The 23,784-nt window shown below is 63.2% G+C and carries 22 protein-coding genes and 1 pseudogene; 15 read left to right on the top strand and 8 right to left on the bottom strand.

Annotated features, from left to right (window positions below; genetic code table 11):
• Nucleotides 1-86: 86 nt before the first annotated feature.
• Nucleotides 87-887, bottom strand: coding sequence for an AraC family transcriptional regulator (locus tag B5525_RS02690; protein WP_079572845.1), 801 nt, complete (start codon nt 885-887; stop codon nt 87-89).
• Nucleotides 888-998: 111 nt separating this feature from the next.
• Between B5525_RS02690 and B5525_RS02685 the strand changes: the two genes are divergently transcribed.
• The 5 genes and pseudogenes from B5525_RS02685 (at nt 999) to B5525_RS02675 (ending at nt 5,517) form a co-directional block, all read left to right on the top strand.
• The gene (locus tag B5525_RS02685) at nt 999-2,177 is read left to right on the top strand and encodes an MFS transporter (protein WP_079564535.1); all 1,179 of its coding nucleotides are present in this window, start codon (nt 999-1,001) and stop codon (nt 2,175-2,177) included.
• 260 nt (nt 2,178-2,437) lie between these two features.
• Complete coding sequence (locus B5525_RS46025; RefSeq protein WP_338075261.1) at nt 2,438-2,806, top strand: hypothetical protein; 369 nt, start codon at nt 2,438-2,440, stop codon at nt 2,804-2,806.
• A 26-nt stretch (nt 2,807-2,832) separates the two neighbouring features.
• A pseudogene (locus tag B5525_RS47465) lies at nt 2,833-2,970 on the top strand (AraC family transcriptional regulator); the annotation flags it as partial.
• A 23-nt stretch (nt 2,971-2,993) separates the two neighbouring features.
• Complete coding sequence (locus B5525_RS46020) at nt 2,994-3,428, top strand: helix-turn-helix transcriptional regulator (protein ID WP_244567813.1); 435 nt, start codon at nt 2,994-2,996, stop codon at nt 3,426-3,428.
• A gap of 115 nt (nt 3,429-3,543) precedes the next feature.
• Nucleotides 3,544-5,517 (top strand): potassium transporter Kup, encoded by a 1,974-nt coding sequence (locus B5525_RS02675; protein WP_079564534.1) that lies wholly within the window; start codon nt 3,544-3,546, stop codon nt 5,515-5,517.
• A gap of 3 nt (nt 5,518-5,520) precedes the next feature.
• Here the strand turns inward: B5525_RS02675 and B5525_RS02670 are convergent, their stop codons facing one another.
• The 4 genes from B5525_RS02670 to B5525_RS02655 all read right to left on the bottom strand — a co-directional run bounded on the left by B5525_RS02670 (nt 5,521) and on the right by B5525_RS02655 (nt 10,642).
• Complete coding sequence (locus B5525_RS02670) at nt 5,521-7,143, bottom strand: ABC transporter ATP-binding protein (RefSeq protein WP_079564533.1); 1,623 nt, start codon at nt 7,141-7,143, stop codon at nt 5,521-5,523.
• A gap of 2 nt (nt 7,144-7,145) precedes the next feature.
• Nucleotides 7,146-7,985: an ABC transporter permease gene (locus B5525_RS02665; protein ID WP_079564532.1), complete on the bottom strand. Its 840-nt coding sequence runs from the start codon at nt 7,983-7,985 to the stop codon at nt 7,146-7,148.
• Nucleotides 7,982-8,953 (bottom strand): ABC transporter permease, encoded by a 972-nt coding sequence (locus B5525_RS02660; protein WP_079564531.1) that lies wholly within the window; start codon nt 8,951-8,953, stop codon nt 7,982-7,984. The genes B5525_RS02665 and B5525_RS02660 overlap by 4 nt, the downstream gene beginning before the upstream one ends.
• Nucleotides 8,954-9,094: 141 nt before the next feature.
• Nucleotides 9,095-10,642, bottom strand: coding sequence for an ABC transporter substrate-binding protein (locus B5525_RS02655; protein WP_079564530.1), 1,548 nt, complete (start codon nt 10,640-10,642; stop codon nt 9,095-9,097).
• 345 nt (nt 10,643-10,987) lie between these two features.
• On the opposite strand from B5525_RS02655, the gene B5525_RS02650 reads away from it, so the two are divergent.
• Nucleotides 10,988-11,788, top strand: a complete 801-nt coding sequence (locus tag B5525_RS02650) for a transporter substrate-binding domain-containing protein (RefSeq protein WP_079564529.1) — start codon at nt 10,988-10,990, stop codon at nt 11,786-11,788.
• Between the two features lie 165 nt (nt 11,789-11,953).
• Here B5525_RS02650 and B5525_RS02645 read toward each other — a convergent pair whose 3' ends face one another.
• Nucleotides 11,954-13,177 carry a polyhydroxyalkanoate depolymerase gene (locus tag B5525_RS02645; RefSeq protein ID WP_154073027.1) on the bottom strand — a complete coding sequence of 408 codons (1,224 nt, stop codon included), beginning with the start codon at nt 13,175-13,177 and terminating at the stop codon, nt 11,954-11,956.
• A gap of 173 nt (nt 13,178-13,350) precedes the next feature.
• On the opposite strand from B5525_RS02645, the gene B5525_RS02640 reads away from it, so the two are divergent.
• From B5525_RS02640 to B5525_RS02630, 3 genes are all read left to right on the top strand, one after another.
• Nucleotides 13,351-14,004 carry a glutathione S-transferase family protein gene (locus B5525_RS02640; protein ID WP_079564528.1) on the top strand — a complete coding sequence of 218 codons (654 nt, stop codon included), beginning with the start codon at nt 13,351-13,353 and terminating at the stop codon, nt 14,002-14,004.
• A 459-nt stretch (nt 14,005-14,463) separates the two neighbouring features.
• Complete coding sequence (locus B5525_RS02635; protein ID WP_079572841.1) at nt 14,464-15,606, top strand: hypothetical protein; 1,143 nt, start codon at nt 14,464-14,466, stop codon at nt 15,604-15,606.
• On the top strand, nt 15,599-15,982 hold the full coding sequence (locus tag B5525_RS02630; RefSeq protein ID WP_079564527.1) for a cupin domain-containing protein: 384 nt from the start codon (nt 15,599-15,601) through the stop codon (nt 15,980-15,982). The genes B5525_RS02635 and B5525_RS02630 overlap by 8 nt, the downstream gene beginning before the upstream one ends.
• Before the next feature lie 306 nt (nt 15,983-16,288).
• Here the strand turns inward: B5525_RS02630 and B5525_RS02625 are convergent, their stop codons facing one another.
• Nucleotides 16,289-16,513 (bottom strand): hypothetical protein, encoded by a 225-nt coding sequence (locus B5525_RS02625; protein ID WP_079564526.1) that lies wholly within the window; start codon nt 16,511-16,513, stop codon nt 16,289-16,291.
• Between the two features lie 192 nt (nt 16,514-16,705).
• Between B5525_RS02625 and B5525_RS02620 the strand changes: the two genes are divergently transcribed.
• The 5 genes from B5525_RS02620 to B5525_RS02600 all read left to right on the top strand — a co-directional run bounded on the left by B5525_RS02620 (nt 16,706) and on the right by B5525_RS02600 (nt 21,632).
• Complete coding sequence (locus tag B5525_RS02620) at nt 16,706-17,086, top strand: hypothetical protein (RefSeq protein ID WP_079564525.1); 381 nt, start codon at nt 16,706-16,708, stop codon at nt 17,084-17,086.
• Nucleotides 17,087-17,304: 218 nt separating this feature from the next.
• On the top strand, nt 17,305-18,138 hold the full coding sequence (locus B5525_RS02615) for an AraC family transcriptional regulator (RefSeq protein WP_079564524.1): 834 nt from the start codon (nt 17,305-17,307) through the stop codon (nt 18,136-18,138).
• A gap of 153 nt (nt 18,139-18,291) precedes the next feature.
• Nucleotides 18,292-19,221 (top strand): SMP-30/gluconolactonase/LRE family protein, encoded by a 930-nt coding sequence (locus tag B5525_RS02610; RefSeq protein WP_079564523.1) that lies wholly within the window; start codon nt 18,292-18,294, stop codon nt 19,219-19,221.
• A gap of 132 nt (nt 19,222-19,353) precedes the next feature.
• Complete coding sequence (locus B5525_RS02605; protein WP_079564522.1) at nt 19,354-19,950, top strand: GNAT family N-acetyltransferase; 597 nt, start codon at nt 19,354-19,356, stop codon at nt 19,948-19,950.
• A gap of 59 nt (nt 19,951-20,009) precedes the next feature.
• On the top strand, nt 20,010-21,632 hold the full coding sequence (locus tag B5525_RS02600) for a GMC family oxidoreductase (RefSeq protein WP_079564521.1): 1,623 nt from the start codon (nt 20,010-20,012) through the stop codon (nt 21,630-21,632).
• A gap of 25 nt (nt 21,633-21,657) precedes the next feature.
• On the opposite strand, the gene B5525_RS02595 is transcribed toward B5525_RS02600, so the two are convergent.
• Entirely contained in the window at nt 21,658-22,371 is a 714-nt protein-coding gene (locus tag B5525_RS02595; RefSeq protein WP_079564520.1) for a TetR/AcrR family transcriptional regulator, read from the bottom strand.
• 122 nt (nt 22,372-22,493) lie between these two features.
• On the opposite strand from B5525_RS02595, the gene B5525_RS02590 reads away from it, so the two are divergent.
• The gene (locus B5525_RS02590) at nt 22,494-23,729 is read left to right on the top strand and encodes an MFS transporter (protein ID WP_244567812.1); all 1,236 of its coding nucleotides are present in this window, start codon (nt 22,494-22,496) and stop codon (nt 23,727-23,729) included.
• The last annotated feature ends 55 nt before the right edge of the window (nt 23,730-23,784 follow it).

Raw genomic sequence — 23,784 nt, 5'->3', positions numbered from 1 at the left:
TTGAATTTAGGATAAAGCCGATCACAATCAAGCAGGCAAAAAGCGCAAAAAAAGGCCAATGCTTCCAGGCGCATCCGTCATGGCCCTCATTTCATTTCCCAGAATTCCGTCGGGGTCTTGCCGGTGACCTGCCGGAACGCATGCGAGAAGGCGGGAACGCTGGCATAGCCGAGGTCGGAAGCGAGCTGCTTGACCGAGATATTGCCGTCCATCGACAGTCTTTCGATCGCGCACGCGATCCGCGCACGCTGGCACCAGCTCTTGAAGCTGAGCTGCGTCTCCGAGGAGAACAGCCGCGACAGCGTCCGCGCCGAGGTTCCGACCGCGCGCGCCAGCGTCTCGATCTCATGCGCGCCGGTCGGATCGCCGAGCACGATGTCGGCGGCGCGGCGGCAGCGCGGCTCCTGCGGCAGCGGAACGAAGGTCGCCGAATCCTCGGCGTGGTGCAGCTCGAGCACAGCCAGTCTCACCAGAAGCTCGGTGCGCGCGGAGTTATTGCGGCCGTCGAACAGCGCCAGAATCGTCTCCTGCAACAGCCGCGACACCCGGACGACGAATTCGGACTGAAGGCTCTCGCTGCGTTGCTCGCGCGCGAGCCAGGCCAGATCGAAATACAGCGTGCGCATCTCGATGTCGGCGAGCACGTCGATGGCGTGTTCCAGCCGCGCCGGCACCCACACCGCGCGATCCGGCGGCACCAGCCAACGTCCCTTCGGGGTCGTGACCTGCATCGTTCCCCTCGCAGCATAGACCAGCTGCGCCTCGCGGTGCATGTGGGTGTCGAGCCGGACGCCCTTGCGGTAGTTGCGCGCCACCAGATGAACGCCGTCGCCGGTCGCGGTGTGCTCCGCCCGGATGGCAGCGATTGGCGTTTCGGCGATACTCATTGGCCACATCCCGTCAGGACAAGACCGTATAACCTATTGCAAGGATTTAGAAGATTCGAACCAAGGAATCCGCCAAGGAATCCGCCAAGGATATCGTCAAGGATTTCGAACATGAACAGCCCGGCACGGGTGATCGGTCTCGTCAACGCCGCCCATTTCATCGACCATTATGCGATGCTGATCTTCGCAGCCGCCGTCATCGTGATGGGGCCGGCGCTCGGCATGGCCTATTCGGAATTGCTGCCTTACGCCACCCCGGGGTTCGTCGCTTTCGGCGCCGGCTCGCTGCTGACCGGCTGGCTCGGCGACCGCTGGAGCCGCCGCCATATGATGGTGATCTTCTTTCTCGGCATCGGGGCCTCGATGATCGCGGTCGGCCTGGTGCAGACGCGGCTGCAGCTTGGCGCGGCGCTGCTGTCGATCGGCTTGTTCGCGTCGATCTATCATCCCGTCGGTACCGCGATGATCGTGTCCTATGCCGACCGGCTCGGCCGCGAGATGGGGCTGAACGGCGTCTGGGGCAATCTCGGCGTGGCGTCGTCGGCGCTGGTCACCGGCGTGGTCGGCCAGTATCTCGGCTGGCGTTTTGCCTTCATCATTCCCGGTATCGTCACCATCCTGATCGGCGTGGCGTTTGCGTTGATGGTGGTCCACGAGGATCGCTCCGGCCACAAGCAGGCGGCGGCGCAGGCGCGTGTGGCAAAGGAAGACATGTGGCGGGTCATCGTGGCGCTCTTGATCGTGGTGCTCGCGATCTCCACCACCTTCAACGCGGTGACGGTGGCGTTGCCCAAACTGTTCGCCGAACGGCTGGCCGGGCTCACCAGCAGTCCCGCATTGCTCGGGGTGATCGCGGCCTGCGTCTATGTGTTCGGCGCCATGACGCAATACACCATCGGAAAGCTGATCGACCGCTATTCGCTGAAGGCCGTCTCGCTGCCGTTGTCGTTCGTGCTGGCGCCGTTCTTGTACCTGGCGGCCACGCTGTCGAACCTGCCGCTGATCGTCGCCGCGATCGGCATCGTGATGGGTGCGTTCGGCCAGGTGACGGTCAACGACGCCATGGTCGGCAAATACACCAGCGAGAAATGGCGTTCGCGCGCCTACGCGGTGCGCTATTTCATCGGCTTTACCGCCGCGGGCGCCTCGGTCGGCCTGGTGGCGTGGCTGTACCAGCAGGGCGGCTTCGTCACCATGCTGCACGCCTTCTCAGGGCTATGTCTATTGGTGATCGCCGCGGCGATCATCCTGCCGGCCGAGATCAAGGTGCCGGCGGCGGGCGTGAGTTGATACGACGCTAAGGAAGGTCGGCGCAATTCGAAACCAACCGTTCCGAAAGCCCCGTAGGAATACGGTCTCGAATCGCAGCCAGCCTGGCCGAGTGCTGCGACGTTTCCAACAATAACTCATTCTGGGTAGGGCTGTTGGTGATGGCTTGATTCACATCAAGGTAGCGATCTGTTAGCCGCGACGACATTGGCCGAAAAAGCTTATCATTGCGCCTGATTGCTGACACCGAGTCGTTCCTGGAAACTGACAGTCGAACAACCATGCTCAATGCCGTAATCGATCCCTTGTACCGTTTTCCGGTGTTTCGTACTTCCAATCCCGAGGAACTGCGCCATTTCGGTTCGACATTGTTCGGCGCTGCCGGCATCGACTTGAGGAGCCTCGACGGCTTCGAGGCCCGCGTCAATCTCGTCAAGCTGCAGGAGACGGGCCTCGCTTTCGGTGCGACCACTGCTGACCTTGCAATCGACAATCTTGCGGCCGATTTCATCCGGCTGCAGATCGCGCACAGGGGCCACGCAACCACCTCGGTTGAAGGCAGGACGACCGACATCAGCGATCAGCAGTTTGCGATTACGCCGGCGGGCTGCCGCTCGCGGAGGGTTTGCGAGGCCGGGCAGAGCGACTGACGCTTCGCTTGAGCGAGCAGGCGCTGGTGCAAAGACTGACGGCGCTTCTGGGCGTCAAGCCGAAGGGGGAAATGACGTTCCAGCCTGCGATCCCGGCCGGCGAGCCTCATGCGCAAACCCTCTCCCACCTGATCCGCTTTCTTGCGCAGCAGCTGGACTCGACGGCTTCCCAATTGCCCGCGGCCGTTTGCCGGGAGCTCGAGCATGCCATCCAGATCGCCTTTCTCTATGCCGGCTCTATGCCGGCCGTAACGGTTTCAGCCATCTGCTGCAAAACCAGGAAAGCACGGCTGCGCCCTGGGTGGTGCGGCGCATCGAGGAGTTCGTCGAAGCCAACTGGCAGCAACCGATCACCATTGATCGGCTGGCGGCCGAGGCGGGGGTCAGCGCACGCGCCATTTTCAGGGCTTTCGAGCGCAGCCGCGGTTATTCCCCGATGGCCTTCGCCAAGGCGATCCGTCTCAGGCGCGCGAGGGAAATCCTGACATCCGGCGATCCCTCGGTCAGCGTGACGGCGGCGGCCTTCAAGAGCAATTTTGCGAGTCCGAGCCGTTTCGCGAAAGACTATCGCGAGGCCTTCGGCGAGCTCCCGTCCGAGACCATTTTGCGAACGCGCCAATAGGCGCGCCGCGGCCTCTGACGTGGGCAGATTCGCGACGGGGCCTAAGAAGAGCTGGCCTAAATCTTGAATATCCAACTCGCGAGCGCGGACGGCGCGGCCCTGTCGCGAGGTTCATATGGATTTGCCATCGAGTGCCCCGGTCGGCGGCCTGGTCGATCGCGCCGTGACGGGCCTTGGCTTGCGGTCATCCGAGGCCGCCCTCGATCAAGCCAAATACCTTCATCATGCGGGTAGTCCCTGGTCTTTGGCGCTTGCCGCCCTCGGCGTCGTATTCGGCGATATCGGGACCAGTCCGCTTTACGCCTTCCAGGTCGCGCTGACCGGCCTCAGTCATTCACCTCCCGTCGCCGCCGACGTTGTCGGCGTCGTCTCGCTCATTCTTTGGGCGCTGGTGATGATGGTATCGCTGAAATACGTGGTGTTCATCCTGCGCGCCGACAATGACGGCGAAGGCGGCATTCTGGCGCTGCTCTCGCTCGTTGCGGCCGATCAGGTTGCCAAGGGGGCAAGGCTGCCCGTTCTCGTTCTGCTTGGGGTGATCGGCGCCTCCCTGCTGTACGGCGACGGCGTCATCACGCCGGCGATCTCGGTGCTTTCAGCCATGGAGGGCCTGAAGCTCGTCACGCCGGGATTCGAGAAATTCATCCTGCCGGCGACGATCGCGGTGCTGGTCGGACTGTTCATGATCCAACGACACGGGACGGGGAGCATCGGCAAGCTGTTCGGCCCGGTCATGGTGATCTGGTTTGTCGTCATCGGCGGTCTCGGCGCGATCAATATCTGGATGGCGCCCGCGATCCTGAAGGCGGTCAATCCGGTCGAGGCCGGGCATTTCCTGATCGCCGATCCCAAGGTGTCGTTTGTCGTGATCGGCGCGGTATTCCTGGCGCTGACCGGAGGCGAAGCGCTGTACGCCGATATGGGCCATGTCGGGGCCACCGCGATCCGCCGGGCGTGGTTCGGGCTGGTGCTGCCGGCGCTATTGCTGAATTATTTCGGACAGGGCGCGTTGATCCTTGCTGATCCCGCCGCCAGCGATAATCCATTCTACAAACTGGCACCTGGCTGGGCGCTGGTCCCGATGCTGGTGCTGGCGACCTTCGCCACCATCATCGCCTCCCAGGCGCTGGTCTCCGGCGTCTTCTCGCTGACCCGGCAGGCGATGCAGATGGGACTGTCGCCGCGGGCGCGGATCATTCCGACTTCGGTCGATGAGGCGGGCCAGATCTATGTCCCTGCCGCCAACTGGCTGTTGATGACCGGGACATTGTTGACGGTGGCGCTGTTTCGATCGTCGGAAAATCTCGCGGCCGCCTACGGCATTGCGGTGTCGGGCACCATGCTGATCACCACCATCCTGCTCTACCGAGTGGCGGTGTCGCGGTGGCAATGGCCGCCCGGCGCCGCCATCCCGGTCATCGCCGTCTTCGGCGCGATCGACGCCACCTTCCTGGTATCAAACTCCATCAAGATCGTCGAAGGCGGCTGGTTTCCGCTCATCGTCGGCGCTGTGATCGCGACCCTGATGCTGTCCTGGCGCAAAGGTTCGTCGGAAGTCCGGGATCGTCTCCACCAGATGTCGATGCCGCTGAAGCAATTTCTCGATTATGCCGACAAGGCGGTGATCGGCCGGGCTCCGGGATTGGGGGTATGGCTCACCAAGGTCGAGCACGGCGCCTCGCCGATGCTGCTGCGCCATATCGGGCACAACAGGGTGTTGCACCAGACCGTGGTGCTGCTGACGTTCGTGTCCGACCGCCGGCCGCGCGTTCCGTTTCACGAACGCCATTCGCTTCAAAGGCTCGGTCACGGCTTCTACCAGATCCAGGTCAGGCTGGGATTCATGCAAACCCCGGACATTCCGCTCAGCCTGCTCAACTGCAACAGGCTCGGCTTTGACGCCGATCTCGAACACCGGAACTATTATATCGCGCATGAGACGATCGTTCGCCGCGAGGCGGGATCGGCGATGGACCCGGTCTCCTTTGCGATCTTCTCGTTCCTCAACCGGATCGCGAGCCGGGCGCCCGATTTCTTCAAGATCCCCCACGACGCCGTCATCGAGGTGGGATTTCGGGTGGAGATCTGATCCTTAAGCCGGCACGGCAAGCTGCTTCGGCCGGCCGGGCACGGCCGCGAGCAATTCCCTCGTGTAGGGATGTTCGGGCGCTGCGAACAACGCCGCCGTCGCCTGCAGCTCGACGATCGAGCCGCGCTGCATCACCGCGATGCGGTCGCAGATCTGCGCCGCCACCCGCAGATCGTGGGTAATGAACAGCATCGAAAGCCCGAGCCGGGCTTTGAGGTCTTCCAGCAGATCGAGGACCTGGGCCTGCACCGAGACGTCGAGCGCGGATACGGCTTCGTCGGCGACCAGGATTTCCGGATCGAGCGCGAGCGCGCGGGCGATACCGATGCGCTGCCGTTGCCCGCCCGAGAATTCGTGCGGGTAGCGCTCGATGGCGCCACCGTCGAGACCAACCAGTCCAAGGAGATCGCGGGCGCGCTGACGCGCCAGCTTCGGGTCGGCGCCATGCGCGATCGGGCCGTCGCTGATGATTTGTCCGACCTTGCGGCGCGGATTGAGCGAGGCAAACGGATCCTGAAAGATCATCTGGATGCGGCGGCGCTGATCGCGCAGCGACTTGCCTTCCAGCTCGGTCAGGTCGATGTCGCCGATCCGCACCGTGCCGCGGTCGGCCTCGATCAACCGCATCACCAGCCGCGCCACCGACGATTTGCCGGATCCGGATTCGCCGACCAGTCCGAGCGTCTCGCCCTTGAGAATCGAGAAATTGACTTCGTTCGCGGCGCGCACCGTACGATCCGGCCGAAACCAGCCGCCCGACGTGACATAGGTCTTGTCGAGCCCGATCACGTCGACCGCCTTGCGGCGATCACCCAGCGGCGCGCGCGGCGGCGGCGTCATCGACGGCACGGCGGCGAGCAGGGCTTTGGTATAGGCCTGCCGGGGGGTGGTCAGCACCTCCTGCGCGGTGCCTTGCTCGACCACCTGTCCGTGCCGCAATACCACGACGCGGTCGGCAATGTCGGCGACCACGCCGAAATCGTGGGTAATGAACATCACCGCCATGTTGCGGCGGCGCTGCAGGTCGCGGATCAGCTTGAGGATTTGCGCCTGGGTGGTGACGTCGAGCGCCGTGGTTGGTTCGTCCGCGACCAGCACCGCGGGTTCCAGCGCCAGCGCCATCGCAATCATCGCGCGCTGGCGCTGGCCGCCGGACAATTGGTGCGGATACGCGCGCACGATTCCGGCTGGGTCCGGCAGGCCGACTTCGCGCGCGAGCTCCAGGGCCTTCTTCCTGCGTTCGCCCAGCGACCCCAGGCCATGGGCCTCGAACATCTCCATCATCTGCTCGCCGATCCGCATCAACGGATTGAGCGCCGTCATTGGCTCCTGGAACACCATGGCGATCCGGCGTCCGCGCAAATCCCGCCAGCCGTTTTCGTCGAGCGAAAGCAGATTGTTGCCTTCGAAGATGATCTCGCCGGTCTCGGTCGTGACGCTGGCCGGCAGCAGTCCCATCAGCGCATGCGCGCACATCGATTTGCCCGAGCCGGATTCGCCGACCACGCAAACGATTTCACCCGCCAGAAGATCGAACGAAACGCCGTCGACGGCGTGCGCGCGCTCGCCGCCTTGCGGCAGCGCAATCTTGAGGTCCCTGATCCTGACTGCGGGATCGGCCGGCATGCTCAGCGCCCATCCCTTGCAAGCCGCGGATTGAGCGCGTCGTTGAGGCCTTCGCCGACGAGATTGAGGCCAAGCACGGAAAGCAGGATGGCGAGACCAGGAAACACCGTGATCCACCACGCCTGCCGGATCACGGTGCGCCCCGCGCCGACCATATAGCCCCACGAGATCAGATTGGGGTCGCCGAGACCGAGGAACGACAGCGAGGACTCCAGCAGGATCGCGGTCGCAACCATCAGCGAGGCCAGCACGATGACCGGCGAAAGCGCGTTGGGCAGGATTTCGCGCCAGATGATCCAGCCGTCGGTTTGACCGGTCACGATGGCGGCCTGCACGTATTCGCGGCTGCGCAGGGAGAGAACCTCGCCGCGCACCAGCCGCGCCACCGGCGGCCAGCTGACGATGGCGATGGAGGCGACGATCGAATAGATCGAGGGCTGCAGGATCGCCACCAGCACGATGGCCAGCGCGAAGCTCGGAATGGTCTGGAAGAACTCGGTGAAACGCATCAGCGCGTCGTCGGTGCGGCCGCCGAAATAACCGGCGATGGCGCCAAGCGGGATTCCGACCGCAAGTGCGGCCAGGGTGGAGACGAGGCCGACCAGCAGCGAGACCCGCGCGCCGAAGATGATGCCGGCAAAGACGTCGCGCCCCAGCGCATCGGTACCGAGCGGCACGCTCGATAGCGCGAACGGCGGCAGAAACGGCCGTTGCACCATGCGCCACGGTGAATTCGGAAAGATCAGCGGCCCGAGCACGGCAACCGCGACCGCGATCGTAAGGATGATCAGGCCGACCAGCCCGCTGGGATTGCGGAGCATCTGTCTGGCGAACGGCTTCATGCGGAAAATTCGATGCGCGGATCGACCATGCGGTAGACCAGATCAGTAACGAGATTGAGGATCAGCACCATCGCCGAGCACACCACGAACACCCCGAGCAGCAGATTGTAATCGCGCTGAAGCAGCGCCTCGTACATCAGGCGGCCGATCCCGGGCCAGGCGAATACCGTTTCGGTCAGCACCGCGCCGCCGATCAGGGTGCCGGAATGCAGGCCGGCCATGGTCACCACCGGCAAGAGCGCGTTGCGCAGCACGTGGCGGCGCTGGATCACGCCGTCGCTGAGCCCCTTGGCGCGGGCGGTCTTGACGAAATCGAGCCGCTTGACTTCCAGCATCGAGGCCCGTGTCATCCGCGTGTAGGTCGCCATGAAAAACAGGCCGATCGTCATGGCCGGCATGATCAGATGCGCGCCGACGTCGAGCGCATGCGCAAGGCCGGTATAATTGGCGCCGACCGTTTCGTAGCCGAAGCTCGGCAGCCAATCCATTTCCACCGAGAACAGCAGGATCGCCATCAGCGCGATCCAGAAGATCGGCGTGGCATAGAAGAGCAGTGCCGCCACCGTGATCGCGGTATCCGCCCAGGTTCCCGCCCAGCGCGCCGCCAGCACACCGAAGAAAATGCCGAACACCAGCGAGATCGCGAACGCCGACATCGTCAGCAGCAACGTCGCCGGCAATCGATCCATGATCAGCCTGGAGACCGGCGCCTGCTGGCGAAACGAAAAGCCGAGATCGAGCGAGAGGATGCCCTTGACGTACAGAAACAATTGCTCCGGAAGCGGCTTGTCGAGACCGAATTTTTCACGCAGCTGGGCGACGAAAACCTTGTCGCTGGCGCCGGCCTCGCCGGCCATGACGACGGCCGGATCGCCGGGCGCAAGCCGGATCAGAAAGAAATTGAGGACGATGATCGCAAGCAGGACGATCGCGCCCTTGACCGTCCGCTGGGCAACAAATGACAGCATCAAACAGCTTTCAATACCGCGAAGCGTGCGTCGATACGGGCGGTCATGTTGCGACGTTCGCTGTGCTACCTCTCCCCGGCGGGGAGAGGTGAAGGGGAACCGGTGCCAGGCATAGCATCGCCGCCGCAATGTCGCACGCGCTCACTTGTCGATCCAGGCGTCCCGGAAGCCGTCATTGACGCCGATGCCTGTGGTGATCAGATTCTTGATCTTGCAACGGGTAATGGTCGGAAACTGCAGTTCGAGCATCCACGCCACCGGCACGTCTTCCACCAGGATCTTCTGCGCCTTCTCGTAGATCTCCTGGCGCTTGGAATCCGGCGTGGCGACCGCGCCGTCGGCGAACAGTTTATCGATCTCGGGGTTGGAGTAGCCCTCGACATTGTTGAAGATCTGGCCCTTGGCGATCGCGCTCGAGACGTAGTTGCGCCCGACGCCGAGCGCGGGATCGCCGTACTGGTAGAGATAGGTGAAGGCGATATCGTAATCCCAGTCGCCGATCTTCTGGTTGCCCCCGGGCACATCGGTGGCGATGGTCTCGATGTTCATGCCGACGTCCTGCAGGTTCTGCTTCACGGCTTCGCCCCAGCGCTGCCAGGTCTCGCCATAGGCAAGCGGCAGCAGGCGGATTTTTTCGCCATTGTAGCCGGCTTCCTTCAGCAGCGCCTTGGCCTTGGCCGGGTCGTAATCGTATTTCGGCACGTCGTCGGTATAGAACTTGATCGAGGAGGCTGATGGGCCGGTGGCCACCTTGCCGAGCCCATTCCAGATCACGTCCTTGGCGAAGTTGCGATCGATGGCGTACATGATCGCCTGGCGCACCTTCTTGTTGGCGGTCGGCCCGGAGCGGTTGTTGAGCCACAGCCACGCCAGCGGACTGAAGAACTCCCAGCCGGCGCCGGTGACGCAGGTGTCCTTGAGCTTGGTCAGCCGCGGAACGTCGAAATTCTCCACCGAGCCGCCGGGCAGGACGTCGACCTTGCCGGTTTCGAACGCCACCGAGCGGGCCGCGGCGTCCGGAATGATCTGCCAGTAGATTTCGTCGATATAGGGCTTGCCCTTTTCGTGGTAGTTCGGGTTCTTGACGAGATGGATGAACGAGCCCTTCTGCCATTCCTTGAACATGAACGGGCCGGTTCCGATCGGGGCATTGTTGTAGGGATTGGTCTTGAAGTCGGTGCCGGCATAGAGGTGTTTCGGAACCATCGGCATCGAACCAACCTCGAAAATGCCGAGGAACGGGCCGAACGGCTGCTTGAGCGTGAAGACGACCGTCAGATCGTCGGGCGCTTCGACTTTTTCGACCTGCAGCAAATTGTTGCGCGCGCGCGCATGAGTCTCTTTCAGCATCTCGATCGAGAACAGCACGTCGGCTGAGGTGAACGGCTTGCCGTCGTGCCAGGTCACACCGGGCTTGAGCTTGAACGTATAGACCTTGGCATCGTCGCTGACGGTCCAGCTCTCGGCGAGGCCGGGCAGGGGTTCGAGTTTCGGACTGTAGCGCAGCAGACCTTCGAAGATGTTGCCGGACACCATCTGGGTCGGCCCGTTCTGGATCATGGCGAGCATCAGGCTGGGCGGCTCGGGCTGGATCACGGCGTTGATGACGCCTCCCAATTTCGGCTCCTGCGCGAGCGCGGCGCCGGTGGCGCAGATCAAAACGAGGCCGAGGACGATTTTCTTCAGCATGGCTTACCTTCTGATGGCTTGATCCGATGTTTCGATCCGCGAACGCTGGCGCGGCAAGCCATGGCGAGGCACGGGGGTGCGGGCTTTGGGCAATCGAAATCCATGTCGGGGCGAAGCTCACATGAGGCCAATCCTCGCCACAAGATGAAACTGTCGACAAACGTCGACTAAAATTTGGACAATTAATTTTGGACAGTCACAATGCGCAGCCCACATATGCGAGCCGCGCGTACCGGCAGCAAGACCGGCGCCAACAGGAATTTGAGTTTCGACGCCTGTCATAATCGATCAAAATGGCCGGCAAAGGCTCGATCGAAATAACGAGCCAGGGAGAGGGAGTATCCGATGTTCAATCAACATTTATCGCGCCTCGCCGGTCTCGTTCTGGTTGCCTCGGCCTTGATGCCGGCTCCAGCGAGCGCCGATGCCCTGAAAGACGAAATCGCGCCGACCGGAAAGCTGCGCGTGGCGATCGCGATCAGCCCAGCCGGCGGCGCGTTCTGGTCGACCAGGAATGAGGCCGGCGGTTATGCTGGCGTGCCGGTCGATCTCGGCAGGGAAATGGCGGCGCAACTCGGCGTGCCCGTGGAGTATGTCGCGTACCAGAATTCCGGGCAGATCGCCGACGCCGTGGCGACGGGAGCCTGGGACGTCAGCTTCCTGCCGAAGGACAGGGAGCGCGAGGCGCGGATGTCGTTCGGGCCCGTTTACAACGTGTCCGACGAGACCTACATCGTCAAGGCTGGCTCATTGGCGACGAATTTCGCGACCCTGGATCAGCCCGGCGTCAAGGTAGCCGCCGTCAATAATACCACCACCATGCGCGGCGCGATCGCGCATCTGAAGAACGCCAGGGTCACCGGCTATCAGACCTATGACCAGATTTTCGCGTTGCTCAAGAACGGCGAGATCGACGCCTTTGCGCTGTCGCGCGACCAGCTCAACGCCATGGCGACGAAGATTCCGGGAACGCGGGTGCTGGACCAAACCTTCAGGCAGGCCATTACCGCGGTGGCGGTGCCGCTCAATCGTCCGCTGGCGCTGGCGTTCGTGACCAAGTTCATGACGGAGGCCACTGCGAACGGCACGCTGCGCAAAGTCTACGACGACAACGGATTGAAGGACGCGCCGATCCGGGTGAAGTGACGCGGGTCGTTTCGGTAACGGCGATCCGCTCGTATTACATGCGCGCTTCTGCGTCATTCCGGACGGTTCGCGAAGCGGACCGATCCGGAATCTCGAAATGATGTGCGCTTGCTTCTTCGAGATTCCGGGTTCGCGCGCTTTGCGCGCGCCCCGGAATGACAGGGCTCACGAATTGACGTGCACGAAGTCGCGCAGCAGCGGATAGATCTCGTTGTTCCAGCGGCGGCCCGAGAACACGCCGTAATGACCGACGCCCGCCTGCATGTGGTGCACCTTGCGATAGGCGCGTACGCCGGTGCAGAGGTCCTGCGCGGCCAGTGTCTGGCCGATCGAGCAGATGTCGTCCTTTTCGCCTTCGACCGTCATCAGGCCCATGCGCTTGATCGCGGCGGGGTTCACCGGGCGGCCGCGATGCATCAGCTTGCCCTGCGGCAACAGATGCTCCTGGAATACGTCGCGCACGGTCTCGATGTAAAAATCCGCCGGCAGGTCCATCACCGCGAAATATTCGTCGTAGAAGGTCTTGATGATCTCCGCCTTCTCGGTCTCGCCCTTGGCGAGATGATCGGCGAGATCGATATGCGACTTGATGTGGCGCTCCAGATTCATCGAGACGAAGGCGGTGAGCTGCACGAAGCCGGGATAGACCTGCCTGAACGCGCCCTTGCATTGAAACGGCACGTAATTGATCAGGTTCTCCTCGAACCATTTGATCGGCTTGCTCTTGGCGAATTCGTTGACCTTGGTCGGCTGGATTCGGGTGTCGATCGGGCCCGCCATCAGGGTCAGCGTCGCCGGCCGGGCCGGATGATCGTTCTCCGACATGACGGCGGCTGCCGCGAGCGCCGACACCGACGGCTGGCAGATCGCCACCATGTGCGCGCGCGGGCCGAGCTGGTTCAGGAAGGCGATCAGATGATCGGTGTAATCCTCCAGACCGAACCGGCCGGCGCCGAGCGGAATCTCGCGCGGGTTATGCCAGTCGGTGATGTAGACGTCGTGGTCCTGCAGCAGCGTCTTCACGGTGCCGCGCAACAGCGTGGCGAAATGACCGGACATCGGCGCCACCAGCAGCATCCGCGGCTGCTCCGGCGAATTCTCCTTCTTGAAATGCAGCAGCGAACCGAATGGCGTCGAATAGACGACCTCTTCGGTCACCCCCAGTTCCTGGTTGCCGACCAGAATCTTGTCGATGCCGTAAGGCGGCCGCGTATAGGTGAGCGAGGTGCGCGAGATCAGCTCCAGCGCGGCAGCGAGCCGGCCGACCAGTCTGTCGGAGACGCCTTGCGGGACCAGGTTGAGGTATTTCAGCGCATGCGAAGCCCCATTCCGCCACGGTGCCGTCAGGTCCATGTGGTTCTGATAGGCTTGATATAACATCGACATCATCCGGATTCCGCCCCTGCCCGTTGCTATGCAATATCGAAGCCAAAGCGGAGTCAAACGCCTCGTAAACTGGCACGTCGCTTGCTGTTAAAGCTGGTGAAAATGCGTTGAAGCATAAACAATAGGCACTCTACGAGGGCCCGGACGGGCGTTTGGCGTTAAAGGGAAGAGCCCATATGGCGAAAGCGACACTGACCATCAGCAGCAAGAACTATTCCTCCTGGTCGCTGCGCGGCTGGCTGTTGACCAAATTCTCGGGGCTTCCGTTCGACGAGGTCATCACCGCGCCGGACGACGCCTCGGCGCGGGCGGAAATCCTGCTGTTGTCGTCATCGATCCTGGTGCCGTGCCTGCGGCACGAGGGTGCTACCGTCTGGGACACGCTGGCGATCGCAGAATATCTCAACGAGGTCATGCCGGACGCCGGCTTGTTGCCTGCGGACCGCATATTGCGGGCGCATTGCCGCTCCATCTGCGGGGAAATCCATTCGGGCTTCACGACGCTTCGCGCCTCGCTGCCGGTCAACCTCAAGGGACATTTCCCGGGCTTCAAGATCTGGTCGCGTGCGCAGGCCGATATCGACCGGGTGTGCACGATCTGGCGCGAGTGTCTCGCCAAATCGGGCGGGCCGTTCCTGTTCGGCGAACGCTCGATGGCCGACGCCATGTATGCGCCGGTCGTGACCCGCTTCATGACCTACGACGTCAAGCTGGAGCCCCTTCTGAAGACCTACGCCGCCATGATCATGGCGCTGCCGGAGATGCAGGAATGGATCGAGGCGGCGAAGGCCGAGCCGGCCGACATCGAGGAGCTTGAGGTCGAATATTAGGCAGCGCGCGCGGCCCGCTGCCTGTTTGCAGGGCCCAAGCCGCGGGCACCGTTTGCTTAACTTGGTGCCATCTGGGACGGCCGCACGCGCCTGAACCGCTTAGCCATCGGCGATGCGCCGCTTCTCGCCCACCCCAAATTCGGTTCTGCCGCCAGCAGCTTCGGCGCCTTTTAAAGTCGCGGCTGGCTGGTTCGCCGCACTGCAGCGCGGCTGGCTTGATTTTCGCATGGCACACCCAAGCTCACAGCAAGGCGACCAAGCGCTGCCAAATTATTGGTCGGGCATTGTGCCAACAGCAGGATCAAGACCAGCGGAGGCCCACATGAATGAGGACGCTGTCGCCGACAAATTTCACAGGTCAAACCGGACGATACCGAATTCACGGGAGGGGGTCTGCGCGACTTCTTTCCGGCATCGCGATCTCGGGATCCCGTTTGAAGTACTCGGATGGAGGGTGTCATGAATATGCATGCCGCGGTCGATCTCAAATGGCCTGGCCTTACTCGCCCGAACGGGGATCCCCTCCGCCTGAATAACAAGAATTTCGTGGCGATCGATCGCGATCGGGATGCTTCATACGAGGCGACTTATCGCCCGCAGGCGCTCTACAACCGCGTCAACGAAGGCTTTCATGCCAACAACGAGACCTTCCTGCTCCACGAGGTTTCGACAAATCTGCCGATTTACCGCGCCGATACCGGCCCCACCGATTTCCATCTTCACCTTCCACCGGGCGGTTACCAGCTCGTGCTGGTGACGTCGGGCATGTTCACCTTCGATTACGATGGAAGGTTCTATTCTGTCGGCCCTGGCGCGGTGATGCTGCAGAGCGCGATCGTTCATCGCCAGCTGTTCTACACCTGGTCGGGGTTATCAACCGAAGAGAATTTGAAAACGCCGCAGTCGGTGGCGCCGGATCCGATTGCCATGGGCTATTCCGGCAAGTTTCTCGAAGCCTTCATTACCGATCCGACGACCTTCCCCAACCCGACGGTGGTCGGTCCGGATCAGATCGACGAGGCGGAAACGCCGCGAGTGGCCTGGAGCCACCCGCTGCACGATCGCCCATCGGATGCCGGCTTTTGGCTGCAGGATCCGCTGGAGCTGCAAGCGCTCTACAAGCCGCTGGCGGCCGGTGCACCCATCAAGGCTGCCGGGCCTGTCTATGTGCGCGATATGGGAATCGAGATTCCGAGCGGTCGTCTGACAACCGGACACATCATCGCAACCGACCCCAGTGGCCAGTCGCTGTTGCCGAAGAGCACATCGGCAGCGGCGGATACCGGCTTTCTCGAGAAAGGCGAGGTTGTGATCTATCGCGTCATTCGCGGCACGGCCGAATTCGAGAATAGCGCGGGTGAGAATTTTGAACTTGCGACCGGCGATACGGTTACGGCGGGCAAGAACGCGATCAATCTCATCGGGGTAGGCGAAAATACCCAGGTCCTGCGGCTGGGCTTGCTCAAAGGCATGGAGAACCTGCGCAGTTGGACGCCGACGCAGCGCGACGAAATTGACGGCCTTGCCGGTCAGATCATTATGCGGAAAGACATTCGCCCGCTGCGTACCGAAGGAAAGCCGGTCGGGTATCTGTATGAGTGAGCAAGGGAGGGGGCTGCGCGACTTCTTCTTGTATCGCGATCTCGGCATCGCGGGCGCCACCGGCGGCCAGGTGATCTGCCATCTCGTCAAGGCCAATCCCGACATGCCGCCGGAAGACGGCACCGGCTGGCACAAGCATGAATGCGACTTCCAGATCGTGATCATGACCAAGGGCTGGGCCCGCTTCATGTACGAAGACAAGCCGACCCTGGTGCAGGCCGGCGACGTCGTGCATCAGCGGCCGGGCATCGTGCACTACCTGTTCGATTACTCCCCCGACATGGAGTACCTCGAAATCGTCAGCCCGGCGGACTTCAAGACCGTCGACATGCCGCCGGCCACCGACAACGTGCCGCCAGTGACGCCCTGGAAGTAACGCGCCCTGGAAGTAACCAATGTCCTCCCCGGAGGAATTAACCTTTGTGGTTGGCTGCTGGCTGCGGCCGATCGCGGTGGTTCTGGATGTAGCGCGGCGTATCGGGGTAGTGCCGATATCTAGCCGTGAACAGGCGAGTACGGAGCCCGGCCGCTGATTCGGACGCGGTTCGTTCCGGCCGCGTTCCGAACCTTAAAATTTCGCCGGTTCCCGTTGCATTTTGGCACAACCGGCGCCGGTTCCGGCCTGTCCTGGCGGCCAGACCACTTCAATCCCAGACCTCTTCAATCAAGGTGGTCTCTTGAATCAAGGCCTCTTGAGATCAGCGTCGCGCCGCAGGCGCCAGCCGACAACGGTCGCCTCGACGGTGCCGCCGGATTCGTTGTTGCGCCATTCGCCATCGACAAAGCGGCAAGCAAACGGCAATTGGTAGGTGCCGCTATGGTCCTCGCATAACACCTGGACCGGCTGATCCGGCGGCGGTTGCCCCTCGCCATTGAATTCAGCCAATCGTCGTTCGCGCGTTGCCATGCCGCTAATCTCCGTAAGACGCGCAAGCACCTTCTTGCGCTCCACCCCTTGCGCCCCGTCTTACACCCATAACTGGGGTTCCCACCGCAAAAGCTCAACGCGCGAATGAGGTTTCGGTGTGATATCTTGGACGTCTCACCGCTGGCTCGCAACAAATTGACCGTGCGCGCATTACCATGAACGGGGATTTTGATGATCGGCCGGATCGCTCTCGTCGCGTCGATGGTTGTAGCGCCGTGCTGGCTTGCCGGCGGTCGCGTAGGCGCGCAGGACGTTCCCGGCATCGAGATCTGCACCGTCGAAAAGACCATGGAGCGGCGCACCAGCTGCCTGCAGAGCAACGTCGATTTCCTGCAGAAGACGGTAACGAAACTCGCCGGCGAGCATCAGCAGAAGCTCGACGCGGCCAAGGCGCAGATCGAGGCGCTGAAGGCTACCGTCGCCTCCTTGCAGAAGACCGTCGACGATCTGCAGGCTTCGCAGAAGAAGGCGGCCGAGGAGCAGAAGAAAAAAGCCGAACCGCCGGCCGTGGCGAAGGATGCGCCGGCGGCAGCCAAAGATGGTACAAAATAAATCGACGTGAGTGAACGTCGCTGGCCGCCAAGGCATCTGGCGGTTTCATTTCGAAAGCCGAGACGTTTTTGCAGATATGCGAGCGGCTCGCCAACATGCGAACGGTTCCGCGACGACGCGAAACGGTTCGCCAAGATGCGAACGAGAGCAAGGACTGTCAAGCGCGGTGCGCGCGAGGCGATCATGATTGCAGGGCTTCGAACGAGGGCTCGTCGTCCATGAATCCTGCCCAGAAGGCGCTCTGGTTCATCGAAAGCCATCTTGCCGGTGCGCTGACGCTGGACGAGATCGCAGGCGTCGCCGGCGTCTCGCGCTTTCACATGGTCCGGGCGTTTGCCGCCGCAACCGGGCTGTCGGTGATGCGCTATGTACGCGCCCGCCGCCTCAGCGAGGCGGCCCGGGCGCTGGCCGCTGGCGCGCCCGATATCCTCACGCTGGCGCTGGATGCGGACTATGGCTCTCACGAAGCATTCACCCGCGCGTTCCGCGACCATTTTGGGCTCACGCCCGAAGTGGTCCGCGCCTCGGCGCACCTCGACCACCTCAAACTTCAGGAGCCGATCCAGATGGATTCAACCCTTACCGATAATCTCCAGCCGCCGCGTTTTGAAACCAGCACGCCTTTGCTGGTCGCCGGTCTCGGCGAGCGCTACAATCACGAGAGCGGCGCCGGCATTCCCGGCCAGTGGCGGCGCTTTCATCAGGCGATGGACGACATTCCCGGACGGATCGGGAAGGTGGCTTACGGCGTCTGCTGCAACGGCGACGACGCCGGCAATTTCGACTACATCGCCGGCGTCGAAGTGCGTGATTTTTCCGACCTGCCGCGCGAATTTGCCAAGGTGAGGATTCCCGAACAGCGGTATGCGGTTTTCACCCATGCCGACCACATCTCGACCATTCGCCGCACCGTCAACACGATCTGGAATCACTGGCTGCCGGCCTCTGGCCTGAAGGCCGCGGATGCGCCGAGCTTCGAGCGCTACGACGAGAATTTCGATCCGCTCACGGGCAATGGCGGGCTCGAGATCTGGGTGCCGGTCAGGGAGTAATCCCCCGCGCGGGGCTGCCCTGCGCCGTCAGAAGCCCCGTGATTGCTTGGCAAGCGATATCGACTTTGCCATAACACGGCGCAACGAAATCGTTGCGCGTGCGGAATGAGCCTGAAATCCGCCTCGCCTTTAAGAAAAAGCCGGGAGGATCCGATGCCCAATGTCCGCGTACTCGCCACCGACCTCGAATTTCCGGAAGGGCCGGTGGTGATGCCGGACGGCTCGGTGGTGCTGGTCGAAATTCGCGGCCAGCGGCTGACCCGGGTGTGGCCCGACGGGCGCAAGGAAGTGGTGGCGCAGATTCCCGGCGGCCCCAATGGCGCAGCACTCGGGCCCGACGGCAAGATGTATGTCTGCAACAATGGCGGCTTCGGCTGGGTCGCCTCGCGCGGCACCATGATGCCGGGCGCGCCGGCGCCCCATGAATATATCGGCGGCTCGATCCAGCGCGTCGACCTTTCGACCGGCGGGATCGAAACCGTGGCCGACAAGTGTGGCGAGCATCCGCTGAAGGGACCGAACGACCTGGTGTTCGACAGGCACGGCGGGCTATGGTTCACCGATCTCGGCAAGCGCCGCCCCCGCGACATGGATGTCGGCGCGTTCTACTACATCAAGCCCGGCATGAAGGAGACCGTCGAAGGCAGCTTCGGCATGCTGCCGGCCAACGGCATCGGGCTGTCGCCGGACGAGAACACGGTCTATGTGGCGGAGACGCCGACGGCGCGGCTGTGGGCGTTCGACCTGTCGGCGCCCGGTGAAGTCAGGCCGCGCGACGTGATCTATCGCGGCGAGCGCGGCAAGCCGATCGTGGGGCTCGGCGGTTACCAGATGTTCGATTCGCTGGCGGTGGAGGCTGATGGCAACGTCTGCGTGGCGACCCTGATCTCGGGCTGCATTTCCGTGATCGCGCCCGACGGCACGCTGGTGGAGCAGGTGCCGACCGGCGACCGCGTCACCACCAACATCGCCTTCGGCGGACCGGAACTGAAGACCGCCTACATCACGCTGTCCGGCAAGGGCGAACTGATCGCGATGGACTGGGCGCGGCCCGGCCTGCCGCTGAATTTTTTGAACAAGTGACGACTGTCGTCATTGCGAGAAGCGAAGCGACGAAGCAATCCATTCTTCGAGTTTGCGCCTTTATGGATTGCTTCGCTTCGCTCGCAATGACGGACGTGGAGTTCATCGGCATGATGACGGAAGGAAGACAAAATGCCCTGGCTTGAACCGGTAACGCTGAGCGGTCCCCATGCGCAACTCAAACCGCTGTCGCACGATCATGTCGACGGGCTGACGGAGGCGGTGAAGGACGGCGAGCTGTGGAAGCTCTGGTATACCTCCGTCCCCACGCCTGAAGGCATGGGCAAGGAGATCGACCGCCGGTTGGGGCTGCAGGCGGCAGGCGCGATGCTGCCGTTCACGGTGTTCGATGCCGACGGCAGGATCGCGGGCATGTCGACCTACATGAATGTCGATACGCCGAACCGGCGGGTCGAGATCGGCTCGACCTGGTACGCCAAACGCGTGCAGCGCAGCGGGCTCAATACCCAGTGCAAATTGCTGCTGCTCGGCCATGCGTTCGAAAAACTCGACTGTATCGCGGTCGAATTCCGCACCCACTTTTTCAACAATCAGAGCCGCCGCGGCATCGAGCGGCTGGGCGCCAAGCAGGACGGCATCCTGCGCAGCCACCAGATCGCGCCCAACGGGACGCTGCGCGACACCGTGGTCTACAGCATCATCGCCAGCGAATGGCCGACGGTGAAGGCACATCTGAACTATCAGCTGAACGAGAAGCCGCGTGCGTAAGTACCGGTTCGCGTGAAGAAAACGCGTCAAAAAAATAAAGACGCCGGGGACGGAAAACGATGGACGCATTCGATTACGTGATCGTGGGCGCGGGCTCCGCCGGCTCGGTGCTGACCAACCGGCTCAGCGAAGACCCCGGCAACAGCATCTGCGTGCTGGAAGCGGGGCCTAAGGATTGGCATCCCTACATCCATCTGCCGGCGGGCTTCATCAAAACCTTTCACATGAAGAGCATCAACTGGGCCTACCAGCAGGAACCGGGGCCCTGGACTGGCGGCCGCAGCATCTACGCGCCGCGCGGCAAGACGCTCGGCGGCTCGTCCTCGATCAACGGCCACATCTACAACCGCGGCCAGCGCCAGGATTTCGACACCTGGGCGCAGCTCGGCAATCGCGGCTGGGGCTATCCGGATGTGCTGCCCTATTTCAGGCGGCTGGAGCGCCGCGTCGGGGAGGGCGAGGACGCCTATCGCGGACGCGACGGCAATCTCACCGTCACCACCATGGACTGGCAGGATCCTTTGTGCGAGGCGTTCATGGCGGGTGCGATGAGCCTCGGCATCCCGAAAAACCCCGATTACAACGGCGCGATCCAGGAGGGCGTATCCTACGCCCAGCGCACCATAAAGAACGGCCTGCGCGTCAGTGCCGCGACCGCGTTCCTGCATCCTGCGCGGAAACGGCCGAACGTCCATGTGCGCACCCACGCACACGCCACCGACATCATCTTCGAAGGCAAGCGCGCGGTCGGCGTGCGCTACGTCAAGGGCGGCAAGGGCGGCACGCCGTTCGAGGTGCGAGCCAACAAGGAGGTGATCCTGGCCGGCGGCACCTACAACTCGCCGCAACTGCTGCAATTGTCCGGCATAGGGTCCCCCGATCTGCTGGCCTCGCACGGCATCGAGGTACGGCACGCACTGCCGGGCGTCGGCGAGGGATTGCAGGACCATTACGCGCCGCGCACGGTCGCGCGCGTCAAGAACATCAGGACCATCAACGAGCGCCGCCAGGGCCTCAGCCTGGCCTGGGAAGCGCTGAAATGGGCGACGACGCGGCGCGGTCTGCTGTCGCTGTCGCCGACCATGGTCTATTGCTTCTGGCACTCCGGCGAGACCATGGAGAGCTCCGACCTGCAGCTGACCTTTACGCCCGCGAGCTACAAGGAGGGCGTGCAGGGCCAGCTCGAGGACGAGCCCGGCATGACGGTTGCGTCCTGGCAGCAGCGCCCCGAGAGCCGCGGCTACGTCCGTCTCCGTTCGGCCGATCCTTTTGCGCCGCCGATCATCCAGACCAATTATCTCACCGCCGAGCTCGACCGCCGCGTCATCGTCGCCGGCATGAAGCTGGCGCGGCGGCTGCTCAAGTCCTCGCCGCTGGCGCCCTATTACGCCTATGAAGACTTTCCCGGGCCCGGTGTGGAGAGCGACGACGAATTCCTTGGCGCCGCCACCCAGCGCGGCACCACCACCTTCCATCCCGGTTGCACCTGCCGCATGGGCCCGGCCGACGCTAGCTGGGCCGTGGTCGACGACCAGCTGCGCGTGCATGGCCTGCAGGGCCTGCGTGTAATCGACGCCTCGATCATGCCGCGGATGATCTCGGCTAACCTCAACGCCTCGACCATGATGATCGCCGACAAGGCGTCGGATCTTATCCGCGGCAAGAGTGCGCCGGCGAGCTGAACGCGCGCCGCAGGAAGGCTTGAGCCTAACGGCGGCCCGGCGACTTCGAGCCCGTCGATTTGCGACCCGCACCTCGCTTCGGCGGCGCAACGCGAGGCGCTCGAACCGACGCGCGTTCAGCCGGTTTCTTTGCAGCGCGCCGGGCAACGGCGGGATCGCTTGGCGCGGACCGCACCGCTGTCGCCGGCAGCGATTGAAGGCGGTCCAGCAGCGCATGGCAGTAGTCCAGCGTTGGCTCCCGATCGCCATAGAGAATGTGATAGATGATCGGTGCCACGACGTGATCGAGGACCTCATCGATATCGAACGGCGTCTCGCCGCGCGCTATCGCGCGCGAAGCGATCGTCGTCAGATGTTCAGGGGTGAAACCCGCGCATTGCACCGGGTAGGTCTCCCCCGGCGCGGAAAACACATCCCGGATCAGCGCGCGGCCGACCGGCGAGGACATCTCTTCCATGAATTGTTCGATGAAGGCGCGCAGATCCGACGCCGTTGCGCCGGTATCCTCGGGCTCCGCGATCGGCCTTAGCCGCGCGACAGCGACGTCCGCCAGCAGCGAGCCAAGATCGCCCCAGCGCCGGTAGATCGTCGACGGTGTCACGCCGGCCTCGGCCGCGATCTGGGGCACCGTCAGTTGCTCGCGATCGGTCACGGCGCCGAGGCGTTTCACCGCCTCATGCACCGCGCTCTGGATCCGGGCGCTGCGCCCCCCGACGCGGATGCGTTCCTTGACCGCCACGTTTTCCTTAGCTCCTGCAACCTTGCCATGCCGAAACGGCGGTCTCCCTTAAAGCAAATAAGTTGCGTTAAGGTCCAGGTCGCCTATATGACTAAGGCTATATATTAGCTTTAGGAGCCCCCATGCAAGCCTGTCCGGCCAGTCCGCCCTGCGAAGTTCGCGCCGCAGCGCTCCCCGTCCCGTCGCAAACCTCGACCCGCTTGCTGCCCCCGGCTGCCATGACGCTGTTCAGCTTCGCAGGCGCGCTTCTGGTCGCCGCCAGCAGCAGCGCCGCGACGCCGCTGTATCGGCTCTATCAGCAGTCCATGCACCTCACGCCGTTCTGGATCACGGTCGTCTTTGCGGTCTATGTCGCGAGCCTGCTCGTCGCCTTGCTGACGGTCGGCGGATTATCCGACTATGTGGGACGCCGGCCGGTGATCTTCGCGGCGCTGCTCCTCAACGCCGCGGCGATGATCTTTTTTGCCGAGGCGCGGGATGTCGGACAATTGATCCTGGCGCGGGCAACCCAGGGACTTTGCGTCGGCACCGGCACGACAGCGCTCGGCGCTGCCATCCTCGATACCGACCGCGCGCGTGGCCCGCTGCTCAACAGCGTCACTGCGTTTCTGGGTATGACGGCGGGTTCGCTGGGGGCGGCGGCACTGATCGCGTTCGCGCCGGACCCGCTGCACATGGTCTACCAGGTCCTGCTCGGGCTTACGGTACTGATGATCGCGCTGCTCTGGGTGATGCCCGAGAGTATTTCGCGCAAGGCCGGCGCGCTGGCGTCGCTGCGGCCGCATGTCAGCGTGCCCAGTCAATCGAGGTCAGTCCTCGTCAGGCTCACACCGGCCAACATCGCGTCCTGGGCGCTCGGCGGGCTTTACCTGTCGCTGATGCCGACCGTGGTGGCGACGGCGATGGGGGTTGCTTCGCCCTGGGTCGGTGGCGTCGTGGTGTCGGCGCTGATGCTGACGGCGGCGATCGCGGTGGCGACATTCAGGCACTGGCCGGCCCGGCGCCTGATCGTGACCGGCACGAGCACCTTGTCGCTGGGGGTGGCAGTGTCGATGTTCGGAATCCACGCGCAGCAGGTGGCGGCATTGCTGGCCGGGACCGTGATCGCCGGCGCGGGATTTGGGTCGACCTTCTCTGGAACATTGCGCGCGTTGCTGCCGACGGCGGAGCCGCACCAGCGGGCCGGGCTGCTTTCCGCGTTCTACGTGCAGTCCTATCTGGCCTTCAGCCTGCCGGCGGTCGCGGCGGGCCTGTCGGTCCCGCTGATCGGACTTTCCGCCGCCGCCTACCTTTACGGCGCCGCCATCATCTTGCTTGCCCTCATGTCCATGATGGCTTCGCTCTGGATGGCGCGCTGACGCGCTCGCGCCGCTGCCTCACACCTCGCGGCGGCTGAGGAGCGCCAGCCGCGAA

The organism is Bradyrhizobium erythrophlei (assembly GCF_900129505.1).
Lineage (GTDB): Bacteria > Pseudomonadota > Alphaproteobacteria > Rhizobiales > Xanthobacteraceae > Bradyrhizobium > Bradyrhizobium erythrophlei_D.
The sequence above is the reverse complement of the archived record's forward strand: the minus strand, read 5'-3'. Positions and strand labels throughout refer to the sequence as shown.